A 13,510-nucleotide genomic window follows, 5' to 3' on the forward strand; every position below is an offset into this window, starting at 1 on the left:
CCGGCAGCGGACCACCGGCCAGGTCGGGCGAATCGATGCCGGCGGTACGCAGATTGGACGTACCGGTGATCTCGCTGGTGTCGTGCGGCGCGGCCACGAACCGGACCTGGTCGGCCTCCTCCGGCATGCATCCCTCCCCCTGTCGACGCGGGCAGCGGTTACCCGAACCGGGCCGGTTCACCCCTTCGGGGCGACCCCGGCTCACCCGCCCCTCGCCCACCCTGGAGGCACGCGGGCGGCCGGCCGGGCAGCGCCGGCCGCCCGAGGCCGGGACCTCGGGAGGTCAGGTGGCGCGGATCAGACGGCTGGCGGCCGGCGCGCTGGCGCTGGCGGCCGGCGGGGCGCGGAGGCTGGCCGATCGCCTGCCGCAGCGGGCCGCAACGGATCCACGGCCGGGGCGCTGGCAGAAGGTGACGGTGGCCGCCGAGCCCGAGCGGGTGCTCCCGGCCGGACGGTGGCCCGAGCCGCTGCGCCGTCTCGACGGGGCGGTCGAGGTGTGGGCCCGCCCCGCGCCGGGCGGTCGCGGCACGGAGCTGGCGATCCGTCCGCTGGGCGGGGAGTGCACGTTGCCGGGGTTCGCCGCGCACCTGGTCGGTGACGACCCGGGCCGGTACCTGCGCCACGTGCTGCGGCAGACCAAGCAGCTCCTGGAGACCGGCGAGGTGCTGCGGGCGGACCGTTCGCCGCTGGAGCGGCCGGGACCGGTGCGATGAGGGCGCTGTGCTGGGCCGGGGCCGACGCGGTGGAGGTGCGCCACGTCCCGGACCCGGAGCTGCGCAACGCCCAGGACATGATCGTGCGGGTGCGGCGCAGCATCACCTGCGGCGCGGACCTGCCGCTCCTGGACGGGCGGGTGCCCGAGGCGTCCGCCGGGGAGGTGCTCGGACGGGAGTTCCTCGGCGAGGTGGTCGAGGTCGGTACGGAGGTACTCCGGCACCGGGTCGCCGACCGGGTGGTGGTGGGCGCCGCGGTGGCCTGCGGGGCGTGCTGGTTCTGCCGGCAGGGGCTGCTCGCCTGCTGCGACAACGGCACGAGCGGCGTGACCGCCGAGCCGGAGTGGGGCCAGCCATCAGCGGGCGGTTTCGGCCGGCCGGCCCGGCTGGGCGGGTTCGCCGGTGGCCACGCCGAGTTCGTCCGGGTGCCGTACGCGGACGTGGGCGCGTTCGCCGTACCGGAGTCGGTGAGCGACGACCGCGCGGTGTTCGCCGCCGACGCCGCGCCGGCCGGCTGGTACGGCGCGGAGCTGGGCGAGGTCGCCCCGGGCGACGTGGTGGCGGTGTGGGGCGCGGGCGCGGTCGGCCAGCTCACCGCCGGGGCGGCGGTGGCCCGGGGCGCGGACCGGGTGATCGTGGTCGACGACCGGGACGACCGGCTGAGCATGGTCGCCCGGCACGCCGGGGTGGAGGCGCTCAACCACAGGTACGTGGACGTGCTCGCCGAGCTGCGGGAGCGCAGCGGCGGCCGGGGCCCGGACGTCTGCGTCGACGCCTCCGGGGTGCCGGCCGAGCCGAACCGGTGGCCGCTGACCGAGGCGGACGGCGGGGCGGCGCTGCGCGAGGCGGTGCACGCGTGCCGCAAGGGCGGCGTCGTGGTGGTGCTCGACGCCCGGCCCGGTGTGGTGGACCGGTTCCCGCTCGGCGCGCTCGCGGACAAGGGCCTCGCCGTCCGCGCGGCCCGGCGGCGGGGCGCGACGGCGATCCCGGAGCTGCTGGCCCGGATGGCCCGCGACGAGCTGGTCACCGAGCATCTGGCCACGCACCGGATGCCGCTGGAGCGCGGCACCGACGGGTACGCGTTGTTCCGCGACCGGGCCGACGGCTGCGTCCGGGTGGTCTTCACGCCGTGAAGGTGAGCGCCGTGGATGGCACACTCGGCGGATGCGCGCAGACCGTCGGTACGACCTCGTCCTGTTCGGCGCCACCGGCTTCACCGGCGGGCTGACCGCCGAGTACCTGGCCCGGCACGCGCCGGAGCGGCTGCGCTGGGCGCTGGCCGGGCGTAACCCGGACAAGCTGGCCGCGGTGCGGGAGCGGCTCGCCGCGATCGACCCGGCCCTGGCCGAGCTGCCGCTGCTCACCGCCGACGTGACCGACCCGGCGTCGCTGCGCGCGGTGGCGGAGTGCGCCCGGGTGGTGGCCAGCACCGTCGGGCCGTACGTGCACCACGGCGAGCCGCTTGTGGCCGCGTGCGCCGCGGCCGGCACCGACTACCTCGACATCACCGGTGAGCCGGAGTTCGTGGACCGGATGTACGTGCGGCACCACGCCGAGGCGCTACGCACCGGGGCCCGCCTGGTGCACGCCTGCGGCTTCGACTCGATCCCGCACGACCTGGGCGTCTGGTACACGGTCAAGCAACTGCCCGCAGACGGGCCGATCGCCGTGGACGGGTACGTGCGGGCCGGTGGCCGGTTCTCCGCCGGTACGTACCACTCGGCGCTCACCGCGTTCTCCCGTACCGGTGAGACGAGCCGCGCGGCGCGGGCGCGGCGGGCGATGGAGCCGAAGCCCGACGGGCGCCGGGTCCGCGCGGTGCCGGGCAAGGTCGGCCGGGTACGCGAGTTCGGCCAGTGGGCGGTGCCCCTGCCCACCATCGACCCGCAGGTGGTCCGCCGGTCCGCGGCGGCCCGCCCGGAGTACGGCCCGGACTTCCGCTACCGGCACTTCGCCGCGCTGAGGCGGCTGCCCACGGTGCTCGTCGCAGGTGTCGGGCTGGCCGGTGTGATGGGGCTGGTGAAGGTGGCGCCGACGCGGCGCTGGCTGCTCGGACGGCTCGCCTCCGGGCAGGGCCCGACCGCCGAGCAGCGGGCCAAGTCGTGGTTCCGGGTGCGGTTCGTGGGCACCGGTGGCGACCGCCGGGTGGTGACCGAGGTGGCCGGCGGCGACCCGGGCTACGACGAGACGGCCAAGATGCTCGCCGAGTCGGCGCTCTGCCTGGCCTTCGACGACCTGCCGGAGACCGCCGGGCAGGTCACGCCGGTCGCGGCGATGGGCGACGCGCTGCTGGACCGGCTGGTACGCGCGGGCATCACGTTCCGCACGCTGCCGGCGTGAGGTTGACCCTCGACCCGCTTGAGGTCACAGGATGACGGCCGTGGAGAGCGAGCTTCGCAGCATCGGCGAGCTGGCCCGGGCCAGTGGCCTGACGGTCAGCGCGCTGCGGTTCTACGACCGTTCCGGGGTGCTGGCCCCGGCCCGGGTGGACCCGGTGACCGGCTACCGCTGGTACACCGAGGAGCAGGTGGACCCGGCCCGGCTGGTGGCCGGGCTGCGCCGGGTCGGGATGCCGCTGGCCGGCATCGCCGAGGCGCTGCGGAACCGGCACCGGCCGGCCGAGGTGCACCGGCTGCTGGACGCGCACCTGCGCCGCCTGGAGGACGGCCTGGCCGACGCGCGTCGCGAGCTCTCCCGGATCCGTTGCCTGATCGACCCGGAGGAGCCCACAGTGACCACCCGCCTCGCGCTGGCCCGCACCGACCTGGCCGCCGCCGTGGACGCCGTACGCTTCGCCGTCGGCGCCGACCCCGAGCTGCCGGTCCTGTCCGGCGTGCTGCTGGAGGTCGCCCTCGACGGGGTGAACCTGATCGCCACCGACCGGCACCGGCTCGCCGTGGCCCGGGTCGCCGGCACCGTCGACGGCCCGCCGGTGAGCGTGCTGCTGCCGGTGGCCGCCGTCGACGAGCTGCGGGCGCTGCTGGACGCTGCCGGCTCGGTGTCGGGCCTCGACGGCTCGGACGTCGCCGAGGTCGTCGTCGCTCCCGGCCGGGTGACCGTCACGGTGGCGGACCGGCCGCTGACCGCCGTACCGCTGCCGTACGACTTCCCGGACTACCGCCGGCTGCTGCGCGCGCAGCTCGGTGACGTACCCGCGTACCGGATCCCGGTCGACGGCGCGGCGCTGCGCGCGGCGCTCACCGCCGACGGCGTCCCGGTCTGCCACCGCGCGCACGAGGGCGTCGAGCACGAGGTCGTGGCGCTCGGCCTGGACGGCCGCGGCGAGCTGCGCCTTGTCGACCCGGCCGGCGCGGCCGGCGCTGACGCGCTTCGGGTTGGGCTCAACCGGGAGTACCTGCTGGACGCGCTGGGGTCCGGCGACGGCCAGCTCGTGCTGGAGCTGGACGGGCCGATCGCCCCGCTCGCCGTGCGGCGGGCCGACGACGCGCACGCCTTCTCGGTCCTGATGCCGGTACGCCTCTGACGCTCAGCGCTCCCCGGCCTCCGCCACCCGGGCTCCGCCACCCGGCCTCCGCCAGGCCCCGGCGGAAGACGTCAGTGACTGTGCGTGATGCGAACGCTCCCCCGGGATGTTTGCCCCTCGCGGACTTTGCTCTGCAGCCATCCGCGCGACGCTGACGCTGCGTCGAACGCCGCGTCGGTGGCTGCAGAGCAAAGTCGCCGAAGGGGCACACCCGCCCGAAGGCGAATCCGTCAGATTGACCAGGTCAGCACGCCCACCAGCGGACGCGGGTCGGAGCGGGCACCAGCACACCGTCACGGACTGTGAGCACACCCCCTCCGACAGCACCACCGTCACGCGCCGTCACCGAAACGGGCCCCGTGGCGGCGGGCTGTGCGGGCCGGGCCGGGGCGACGGGGGCGCGACGGTAGCATCTGGAGGTCCCACCTGACTGCCTGGACGGAGGCGTACGAGCAGCATGCTCGACATGGAGTTGATCCGGAAGGATCGCGAGGCGGTGGCGACCGCGCTGGCGAAGCGTCTGGATCCCGCCGAGGTCACCCGGACGCTGGACGACATCCAGCGGCTCGACCAGGAACGACGCGCCCTGATCACGGAGATCGACGCCGAGCGGCAGCGCCGCAAGGCCGAGGCGCGGGCGTACGCGGAGGCGAAACGGTCCGGCGGCACGCCGCAGCCGGTCGCCCCGGAGGCCGAGCGCAAGCAGCTCGCGGAGCTGGAGTCCCAGCTCGACGAGGTGCAGTCCCGGCTCCGCGCGGTGATGAGCGAGCTGCCGAACCTGCCCGCCGACGACGTGGTCGCCGGGGGCAAGGAGGCCAACCGGGTGGTGCGGACGTTCGGTGAGGCGCCGGCCATCGAGAAGGTACGCGACCACGTGGAGCTGAGCCGCGCGCTCGGCCTGGTCGACCACGAGCGGGGCGTGAAGCTCGGCGGCTCGGGCTTCTGGATGTACACCGGTCTGGGCGCCCGGCTGGAGTGGGCGCTGGTGAACTGGCTGATCGAGCAGAACATCCAGGCCGGCTACGAGTTCCTGCTCCCGCCGCACCTGCTGCTGGACAGCGCCGGTTACGCGGCCGGGCAGTTCCCCAAGTTCCACGACGACGTCTACCACATCGACAAGCAGTCGTCCTCGCGCGGCCAGTTCCTGCTGCCCACGGCGGAGACGGCGATCCTCGGCGCGTACCAGGACGAGATCCTGGAGACGCCGAAGCTGCCGCTGAAGGCGTTCGCGTACACGCCGTGCTACCGGCGCGAGGCGGCCGGTTCGCACTCCGACGAGCGCGGCACGGTGCGCGGCCACCAGTTCAACAAGGTGGAGATCTTCCAGTTCACGCTGCCGGAGCAGGCGGGCGCGGCGCTGGAGGCGATGGTCGGGCACGTCGAGGGCCTGGTCGGCAAGCTCGGTCTGCACTTCCAGACCAGCCTGCTGGCCGCCGGTGACGCCAGTGCCTCGATGAAGAAGACGCTCGACGTCGAGGTGTGGATGCCGAGCACCGGCAAGTACAAGGAGGTGTCGTCGGTCTCCTGGGCCGGTGACTACCAGGCGCGCCGGGCGGCGATCCGCTACCGCGAGCCGGGCGCGAAGCAGACCCGTTTCGTGCACACGCTCAACGGCTCGGCGCTGGCCACCAGCCGCCTGTTCCCGGCCATCCTGGAGCAGCACCAGCAGCCCGACGGCTCGGTGGTGGTCCCGGAGGTCCTGCGCGACAAGCTCGGCACCGACCGCCTCACCCCGCGCTGACCCGCTCCCCCGCCGCCGCCGTCCCCGTCCCTTCCCCGCGATCTTGCACTTCCGGCCCGCGAGAAGTCCGCTTCACCCCTTCCGCCCGGGCCCCAACCGCAAGATCGCGGGAAAGGGGGCGGCGGCGGGTGAGGAGCACGGCGGCCAGGAGCAAGGCCGCGAGGACGGCGGGGCCCAGAGTGTCGACGGCCTTCACCAGGGTCTGCTGAATGTCGGCGGCGGCGCGGATCACCGGGTCGGTGAAGGCGTCGTACCGGCCCTGGGCGAGGCGCACCTCGTACCAGCCGTACCAGGCGACGTAGCCGCCCGCGACCATGAGCACCAGGCCGCTCAGACGCGGCGCCCAGGCGCCCGCGCCGCGTAGTCGCGCCACGACGCGGCCGCGCAGCAGCGCCACGGCGAGCGCGGCCACCCCGACCACGAGCGCCATGCCCACCGCGTACGCGCCGAACAGCGCCAGCCCGCGCAGCGGCGACCCGGCCCGCATGCTGGTCACCACGATCGCCAGGAACGGCGCTATCGCGCAGCTCAGCGACGTGAGCGCGTACGCCGCGCCGAACAGCACCATGGACGGCCAGGTGCGGGTGAGCCGGGGCGCGACGCGCAGCGGGCCCGGGGCGGGCAGCCGCTTGCCGGCGAGCAGCCAGCACCCGGCCAGCGCCAGCAGCACGCCGAGCGTCACCGTCAGCCACGGCAGCCGAGGGCGCAACCAGTCGGCGGCCGGTGCCACGGCCAGCCCGAACGCGCCGAACACCAGCACGTACCCGAGGGTGAGCGCGGCCGTCGCGGTGAGCGCGCGGCCGACCGCGCCGCGCCCGCCGTCGGGCCCGGCGACGAGCAGTGACAGGTACGCGGGCAGCATCGCGAAGCCACACGGGTTGACCGCGCCGAGCATGCCGGCGGTCAGGGCGAGCAGCAGCGCGCCGGTCATCCCCGGGCCAGCGTCTCGACCTGCCGGGTGAGCGCCTCACCGTCCAGGAATCCCTGGTGGACGACCCGGCCGGTCCGGTCCAGGACGACGAACGTGCTCTGCTCGGTCACCTTGAAACGGCGCCACAGCGCGCCGTTGCGGTCGTCGATCTGGGTCGTGCCGCCCAGGTCGAACTCGGTGACGAAGTCCTTCATCGCCTTCTGCTCGCCGAGCCCGGCGACGCCGACGATCGGGACCGTGTCCCGGTAGGCGGGGGCGATCTCGGCGACCGTCCACGCCTGGCTGGCGCAGGTGGCGCACCAGGGCGCCCAGAACCAGAGCAGCACCGGCCGCCCGGCCAGGTCGGCGGCGGAGAACGCCGTACCGTCGAGGGTCTTGCCGGTGAACGTCAGCGTGGCCGGCACCGCGGCCGGTGGCGCGGACGTCGGCCCGCCCGACGTCGCGGCGGGGGACGCGACGTCCGGGGGCGCGGCGGCGGGGGCCGCGGGTGCCACCGCCCCGGCCTCGGGCCCGGCCGCGCAGCCGGTGGCGAGCGTGGCTGCGAGTACGACGGCGGCGGTCACACGAACGGCGGTACGCATCGGCGGCTCCTGGGTTCTACTCGGCCCGGACCAGGCGAAGCGCGAGTTCGGGACAGACCTTTACCGCCTTGAGCGCGCCTTCGCGCAGCCACGTCGGCACCGGGGTGGGCGGGAACGCCGGGTAGCCGTTGCCGTCGAGCCGGATGAAGTCCGGCACCACGTGCGCGCAGAGCCCGTGGCCGTCGCAACGGGACCAGTCGAGCGTGAGTTTCTGCGGGTTGGCGTCGGGCGCGCCGGGCAGGCCCATCGTGCCCTTGACCCGCTTGCCGCAGCCCTCGCCGGTGGCGTGCAGCCGCAGGTCGTCGGCGAACACCTCCATGGCGGACAGCGCGAACCGGGCGGTGCCGTCCGGGTGGCTGCACGCGCCGCGTCCCTTGACGTCCCCGGCCGCGGCGCGGACCAGCTCGACCGGGGCGCTGCCGGAGACCGCGAGGTCGACCGAGCGGGCCAGGTCGGGTAGGCCCATCTTGCACGGGCCGCACTGCCCGGCGGACTCACCGGCCAGGTACCGCACGACCTGGGCGGCCTCGCCGAGCGGGCAGGTGTCGGCGCCGAGCGGCACGATGATGCCGGCGCCGAGCGTGCCGCCGACGGCGGTGAGCCCCTTGCGGGACACCTCGGCCCGGTCCGCCGCCGCCGCAGTGATCCACTTGCCGTGGTAGCCGCCCATCAGGATGCCCGGGCCGGGCGGCACCTCGCACAGGTCGAGGATCTCGCGTAGCGGGGTGCCCGCGGCGCACTCCACCACGGCGGGCCGCTTCGCCGACCCGGTGACGGTGAGCAGCACGGTGCCGGGCTCGTCGTCGGTGCCGAGCGCGGCGTACTCGTACGGGCCGATCCGGGCGGCGACGGCGAGCTGGGAGTACGTCTCGGCGTTCGACAGCAGGGTGGGCAGCCCGCCGACGCCGGAGTCGCTGGAGCGCTTCTTGGTGCCGGGCGGGATGTGCGGCAGGCCGTTGATGCCGTTGACAAGCGCGCCGCCCTCGCCGGAGATGAACCGGTGCGGCACCGTGACGATCGTGGTGGGCACCGGCATCCGGCGTTCCTGCAGCGCCTCGGCCAGCGAGGGCCGGCCCACGTCGTCGTCGGCGACGCCGATGACGATCTCCTCCGCGTCCAGCGCGAACGCGGCCAGCGCGGCGCCGTCCAGGATCAGGTGCGGGGCGCGGGTGAGCAGCACCTTGTCCTTCCAGCTCGCCGGTTCCCCCTCGGTGGCGTTGACGACGACCACGGCGGAGAGGTCCTGCCGCTCGCAGGACTCCAGCACCGCGCGCAGCTTGCGGGCGAACGGGAAGCCCGCGCCGCCCTTGCCCTTGAGGTCGATGGCTTCGGCGAGCCGCAGCAGCGCCGCCGGTTCCATCGGGCCGATCGGGCCGTGCACCTCCTCGTGGGCGAGCAGGTCGAGCCGGCCGAACTCGGCGAACCCGGCGGTCAGGCGGGGCTCGCCGACGCAGGCGACCGGTGGGACCGTGGTCTGCCGCGTCACCGGGCCTCACCCCGCAGCCCGGCCCAGTACGCCCCGTCGACCGCGTCCGCGTCGGCCCGCTTGCGACGGCCGGACCGGCTGTCCTTGCCGGCCCGCATGGCGCGACGGGAGGCGAGGTCGACGAGCGTCGGGGTGTCGTCCACGAACGCCTCGTCGGCGTCGTAGCGGGCCGGCGGGCGCCAGTAGTCCGGCTCCTCCGGCACGTCCTCCTCGTCCCGGTAGCGCCGGCCGGATCCGCTGAGCGGCTGCGCCGACATCGGGCTGCCGGAGATCGGCCCGGCCGAGATCGGCTCACCGGAGACCGGGCGGGTCTCCCAGCGGCGCGGGCTGTCCCACGGCTCCTCCGGCTCGCTGCCGGCACGCGGCGGCGCGGAGTAGCGGGCCACCTCGGCCGGGGTGGCGTACCGGCTGCTGTCCGGCGGGGCGGAGTGGCGGCCCCCGGTGTCCGGGGGCGCGGAGTGGCGGCCACCGCTCTCCGGCGGGGCCGAGTAGCGGGCGGCGACGTCCTCGTCGGCCCGGGAGCGGCGACCGACCCGCTCCTCGTCGGTCCGGGACCGGCGGCTCACCCGCTCCTCGTCGGTGCGGGACCGGCGGCCCGCCGGCTCCTCCTCGGACCGGCGACGACGGCGGGAGCGTTCACTGTCGGACCGGCGTGCCGGCACCAGTTCCTCGTCCCGGTCGAAGAGGACCGGCTCGCGCTCCTCGTCGCGGCGGCGGGCGGCCGCGCGGACCGGTTCCCGCAGCGACCCGGGTTCCGGCACCACGGGTACGGCGAACCGCTCGGGGTCGCGCCGCCGGGCGGTGCCGGCCGGCGCGGTCCAGGTGGCGGTGGCCTCGGCCCAGCGGCCCCGGCCGGCGCCGCTGTCCTCCTTGGCGCTGTCCTTCTTGCGGGTGAGCACGGCGAACACGCCGGTCCGCTCCTCGGCCTTGCCGGCCATGGCCTTGTTGAGCGCGGCGGCCTGGTGCTGTTCCCGGCTGCGCTTGCCCAGGTGGACGGAGAGCCGCACCATCAGCGCCAGCACCACGGCCAGCACGCAGGCGAGGTAGCTGAGCAGCACCCAGGTCGCCGCGGGCCGGCCGGCGTTGAGGCCGTGCACCAGCGCGAACGGCCAGGACACGTAGGCCATCGAGTGCAGCGCCCGCCAGAACCACTTGGGACCGACGCCGGCGAACCGGACCCGGACGATTCCGGTCCAGAGCACGCCCACCATCAGCAGCGCGGCGACGGTGCCGAGTCCGACGTAGAGGCCGGCGCCGCCGATGAACGGCACCACCGCGTCGGTGGGGCCGGCCCGGCCGATCGCCACCTTGGTGATGACGTGGAAGACCAGTCCGGCCACGCCGAGCACGCCGGTGGCGCGGTGCGCGGACTGGAGCAGCACGCGGTGCCGGATGAGCAGCACGAGGCGGTCGGTGGCGAGCAGGCCCAGCATGACGGTGATGCTGAGCGCGACCAGGGCGACCACCCCGGCGAAGAACTCGGTGAAGAAGAATCCGTACGAGTACATGAGCCCGCCGGCGCCGGCCAGCTCCACTCCGGCCCACGCGAGGCCGAGTGCGGAAGCGGTCAGCGCCGCGATCGCGGACTTCGACATGGTCCGGGCACCACGGCTGCTGGTGGTGGTCCGGACGGTCGTCGTCTTCTCGTTCTGCTGTGCCCGGGCCATCTGCTCCTCGATCGTCTCGCGGCGGCGCCCCCACCGGCCGACCCTGCTCCCCACTCAGGTACGGAGCGACGGCGCGGACGGATCACCTCCGGTGGCGAATTTCTCGGCCGGTTTTTCGAACCGTCCGGTCCGGACGCGCGTGTAGCGCCTGACGCAACGACGAATGCCCATACGTTGACAGTCCTTGCAACATTCTCGTAACCTTGCCGCAAAATTTCAGCGCGGGCTGCAAGAAGCCAGCACTGAGACAGGCTCCACTCCCCCGCATCCCCCGCACCCCCCGCAGGAGTCCTGATGCATCGACGCCGATTCCGCGCCGCGGCGCTCGCCCTGGGCCTGGCCGCCAGCCTGCTCGTCCCGATCACGGCGGCGGCTCCCCCGGCCACCGCCGCCACCCCGGGCGCCAAGAAGGTCATCGTCCAGCTCTTCGAGTGGAACTGGACGTCGGTGGCCGCCGAGTGCACCAGCACACTGGGCCCGAAGGGCTACGGCTACGTGCAGGTGTCCCCGCCCCAGGAGCACGTCAACAGCAGCCCGTGGTGGGTGTCGTACCAGCCGGTCAGCTACCGGATCGAGTCCCGCAAGGGCACGCGCGCGCAGTTCCAGTCCATGGTGAACACGTGCCACGCGGCGGGCGTGAAGGTGATCGTCGACGCCGTGGTCAACCACATGTCCGGGCAGGAGAACGGCGGCACCGGGTGGGCCGGCTCGTCGTACGGCCACTACAACTATCCCGGCATCTACTCGGCGCAGGACTTCCACTACTGCGGGCGCAACGGCAACAACGACATCGCCAACTACAACGACCGGTACGAGGTGCAGAACTGCGAGCTGGTCAACCTCGCCGACCTCAAGACCGAGTCGGAGTACGTGCGCGGCCGGCTCGCCGCGTACCTCAACGACCTGCTCTCCCTCGGCGTCGACGGGTTCCGCCTGGACGGCAGCAAGCACATGCCGGCCGCCGACATCGCCGCGATCAAGGCCAAGCTGAACCGCAGCGCGTACCTGGTGCAGGAGGTCATCTACGGCGCGGGCGAGCCGATCCAGCCGACCGAGTACACCGGCAACGGTGACGTGCACGAGTTCCGGTACGGCAAGGACCTGGCCCGGATGTTCAACAACGAGCGGCTGGCGTACCTGAAGAACTTCGGTGAGTCCTGGGGCTACCTGTCGAGCGCGAAGGCGGTGGTCTTCACCGACAACCACGACACCCAGCGCGAGGGCGGCGTGCTCACCTACCGCGACCGCGGCACGTACGCGCTGGCCAACGCGTTCATGCTGGCCTGGCCGTACGGCACCCCGGCGGTGATGTCGAGCTTCACCTACAGCGGCCGGGACCAGGGCCCGCCCGCCGACGGCAGCAACCGGATCACCAACGTCACCTGCTACTCGGGCTGGGAGTGCGAGCACCGCTGGCCGGTCATCGCCAACATGGTCGGCTTCCGCAACGCCACCGAGGGCGCCGGGGTCTCCAACTGGTACGACAACGGCTACCAGCACATCGCGTTCAGCCGTACCGGCAAGGGCTACCTGACGATCAACGACGAGGGCAGCGCGGTGAACGGCCGCTCGTACTACACCGGGTTGCCGGCCGGCCGCTACTGCGACGTCGTCCACGGCACGTTCAGCAACGGCTCGTGCAGCGGTCCGGTGATCACGGTGGACTCGTCCGGCTGGTTCGCCGCGAACGTCCCCGCGCACGACGCGATCGCCATCCACATCGGCGCGAAGCTCAGCTGAGCCACCCGGGCCGCGAAGCCCCCGTACCCGTAGTACCGGGTACGGGGGCTTCCGGTCGGTTACAGTCAGTTTCGTGCTGTTCGACCGGTTTGCCGCGCGCCGACCTCCCGGTTGGCTGATCGCCGCGCTCGCCGTACCGCTGCTGCTCGTCACCGCGCTGCTGGTCGGCCGCGCGCTCACCGTCACGCCCGCGCGCCCGTCAACGCCGGTCGTCGCCGCGCCCACGAGCACGACCGCCGCGCCGAGCCCGTCGCCGTACGAGTCGGTGCCGCCCGCCGCGCGCCCGCCGGACGACCTGCCGGTGATCACCTACGACCCGGCGCCGCGCGGCTTCCCGCCCGACCCGGATCCGGCCGACACCCGCCAGCTCGGCGAAGGGCTGCGCCCGAACCGCAACGTGGCCGCGTACGACGCGCCGGGCGGCCGTCCGCTGGCCTTCCTCGCGCCGACCATCAACGGCGTACGGCTCACCGTGCCGATCGTCGAACGCCGCTCCGGCTGGACCGCCGTGCTGCTCCCGTCGGCCAACCGCACCATCGCCTGGCTGCCCTCGGGCGGCTGGACCACGGTGGCGCTGCGCGACCAGATCGTGGTGGAACGGCGCACCCACCGCCTCACCTGGAGCCGGGACGGGCGCGCGATGCGCACCTGGCCGGTCAGCCTCGGCATGTCCGGGCAGCTCACGCCGCTGGGCCGCACGTTCGTGCTGGGCCGCACCCCGCCCCCGGAGGCCGTCTACGGCGGCGTCGACATCTTCGCCCTCGGCGCGATCCCGGACGACCCGGGTGCGGTGCCGACCGGGCTGCGCGGCGCCCACATCGGACTGCACAGCTGGTACAACGACGACACGCTCGGCAAGAACGTCACGAACGGCTGCATCCGGCTGACCCGCAGCGCCCAGCGCCTGCTGCTGACCGAGGTCGAGCCGGGCACCGCCTTCGTCGTGGTGGACCGCCTGCCCTGACCGGGCTCAGCCCAGCAGCCAGCCGTTGGCCTCGGCCACCCGCACCGCGTCGGCCCGGTTGCGGGCGCCGGTCTTGCCGATGGCTGCGGAAAGATGATTGCGTACGGTCCCCTCGGACAGGTGCAACGTCGCCGCCAGCTCGGCCACCGTGCCGCCGCCGCGCGCCGTACGCAGCACCTCGGTCTCCCGCTCGGTGAGCGGGC

12 protein-coding genes are annotated in these 13,510 nt (G+C 74.3%); 7 read left to right on the forward strand and 5 right to left on the reverse strand.

Annotated elements, in window-relative coordinates:
* The first annotated feature begins 326 nt into the window (after positions 1 to 326).
* From KBX39_RS08585 to serS, 5 genes are all read left to right on the forward strand, one after another.
* Positions 327 to 713, forward strand: coding sequence for a hypothetical protein (locus KBX39_RS08585; RefSeq protein WP_231915630.1), 387 nt, complete (start codon positions 327 to 329; stop codon positions 711 to 713).
* Complete coding sequence (locus tag KBX39_RS08590) at positions 710 to 1,846, forward strand: alcohol dehydrogenase catalytic domain-containing protein (protein WP_210869906.1); 1,137 nt, start codon at positions 710 to 712, stop codon at positions 1,844 to 1,846. The genes KBX39_RS08585 and KBX39_RS08590 overlap by 4 nt, the downstream gene beginning before the upstream one ends.
* Positions 1,847 to 1,877: 31 nt before the next feature.
* Positions 1,878 to 3,053 (forward strand): trans-acting enoyl reductase family protein, encoded by a 1,176-nt coding sequence (locus tag KBX39_RS08595; protein ID WP_210869908.1) that lies wholly within the window; start codon positions 1,878 to 1,880, stop codon positions 3,051 to 3,053.
* Between the two features lie 31 nt (positions 3,054 to 3,084).
* On the forward strand, positions 3,085 to 4,197 hold the full coding sequence (locus KBX39_RS08600; protein WP_210869909.1) for a MerR family transcriptional regulator: 1,113 nt from the start codon (positions 3,085 to 3,087) through the stop codon (positions 4,195 to 4,197).
* A gap of 457 nt (positions 4,198 to 4,654) precedes the next feature.
* Entirely contained in the window at positions 4,655 to 5,938 is a 1,284-nt protein-coding gene (gene serS / locus KBX39_RS08605; protein WP_043329159.1) for a serine--tRNA ligase, read from the forward strand.
* Here serS and KBX39_RS08610 read toward each other — a convergent pair.
* From KBX39_RS08610 to KBX39_RS08625, 4 genes are read right to left on the reverse strand one after another with little or no spacing between them, the layout of a single operon-like run.
* The gene (locus KBX39_RS08610; protein ID WP_210869911.1) at positions 5,925 to 6,869 is read right to left on the reverse strand and encodes a cytochrome c biogenesis CcdA family protein; all 945 of its coding nucleotides are present in this window, start codon (positions 6,867 to 6,869) and stop codon (positions 5,925 to 5,927) included. The two genes, serS and KBX39_RS08610, sit on opposite strands and share 14 nt — an antisense overlap.
* Positions 6,866 to 7,450, reverse strand: coding sequence for a redoxin family protein (locus tag KBX39_RS08615; protein WP_210869913.1), 585 nt, complete (start codon positions 7,448 to 7,450; stop codon positions 6,866 to 6,868). The genes KBX39_RS08610 and KBX39_RS08615 overlap by 4 nt, the downstream gene beginning before the upstream one ends.
* A gap of 16 nt (positions 7,451 to 7,466) precedes the next feature.
* Positions 7,467 to 8,936, reverse strand: coding sequence for an NADH-quinone oxidoreductase subunit NuoF family protein (locus tag KBX39_RS08620; RefSeq protein ID WP_043329155.1), 1,470 nt, complete (start codon positions 8,934 to 8,936; stop codon positions 7,467 to 7,469).
* The gene (locus tag KBX39_RS08625) at positions 8,933 to 10,657 is read right to left on the reverse strand and encodes a hypothetical protein (protein ID WP_312246868.1); all 1,725 of its coding nucleotides are present in this window, start codon (positions 10,655 to 10,657) and stop codon (positions 8,933 to 8,935) included. Before KBX39_RS08625 ends, KBX39_RS08620 begins: the two co-directional genes overlap by 4 nt.
* Before the next feature lie 240 nt (positions 10,658 to 10,897).
* On the opposite strand from KBX39_RS08625, the gene KBX39_RS08630 reads away from it, so the two are divergent.
* A complete protein-coding gene (locus KBX39_RS08630) occupies positions 10,898 to 12,343 on the forward strand; it encodes an alpha-amylase family protein (protein ID WP_113972627.1) in 1,446 nt (481 codons plus the stop codon).
* 73 nt (positions 12,344 to 12,416) lie between these two features.
* Positions 12,417 to 13,307, forward strand: coding sequence for a L,D-transpeptidase family protein (locus tag KBX39_RS08635; protein WP_043329151.1), 891 nt, complete (start codon positions 12,417 to 12,419; stop codon positions 13,305 to 13,307).
* A 6-nt stretch (positions 13,308 to 13,313) separates the two neighbouring features.
* Here the strand turns inward: KBX39_RS08635 and KBX39_RS08640 are convergent.
* Positions 13,314 to 13,510: response regulator transcription factor (locus KBX39_RS08640; RefSeq protein ID WP_210869915.1), on the reverse strand; the 197-nt coding region annotated here is incomplete at its 5' end.

This window comes from Micromonospora sp. D75 (assembly GCF_018070405.1).
Taxonomy (GTDB): domain Bacteria; phylum Actinomycetota; class Actinomycetes; order Mycobacteriales; family Micromonosporaceae; genus Micromonospora; species Micromonospora chalcea.

Bases quoted from the DNA above. Each gene is read 5' to 3' on its own strand.
- KBX39_RS08590 (WP_210869906.1), top strand. From the start codon at position 710: ATGAGGGCGCTGTGCTGGGCCGGGGCCGACGCGGTGGAGGTGCGCCAC.
- KBX39_RS08595 (WP_210869908.1), top strand. From the start codon at position 1,878: ATGCGCGCAGACCGTCGGTACGACCTCGTCCTGTTCGGCGCCACCGGC.
- KBX39_RS08600 (WP_210869909.1), top strand. From the start codon at position 3,085: ATGACGGCCGTGGAGAGCGAGCTTCGCAGCATCGGCGAGCTGGCCCGG.
- serS (WP_043329159.1), top strand. From the start codon at position 4,655: ATGCTCGACATGGAGTTGATCCGGAAGGATCGCGAGGCGGTGGCGACC.
- KBX39_RS08610 (WP_210869911.1), bottom strand. From the start codon at position 6,869: ATGACCGGCGCGCTGCTGCTCGCCCTGACCGCCGGCATGCTCGGCGCG.
- KBX39_RS08615 (WP_210869913.1), bottom strand. From the start codon at position 7,450: ATGCGTACCGCCGTTCGTGTGACCGCCGCCGTCGTACTCGCAGCCACG.
- KBX39_RS08630 (WP_113972627.1), top strand. From the start codon at position 10,898: ATGCATCGACGCCGATTCCGCGCCGCGGCGCTCGCCCTGGGCCTGGCC.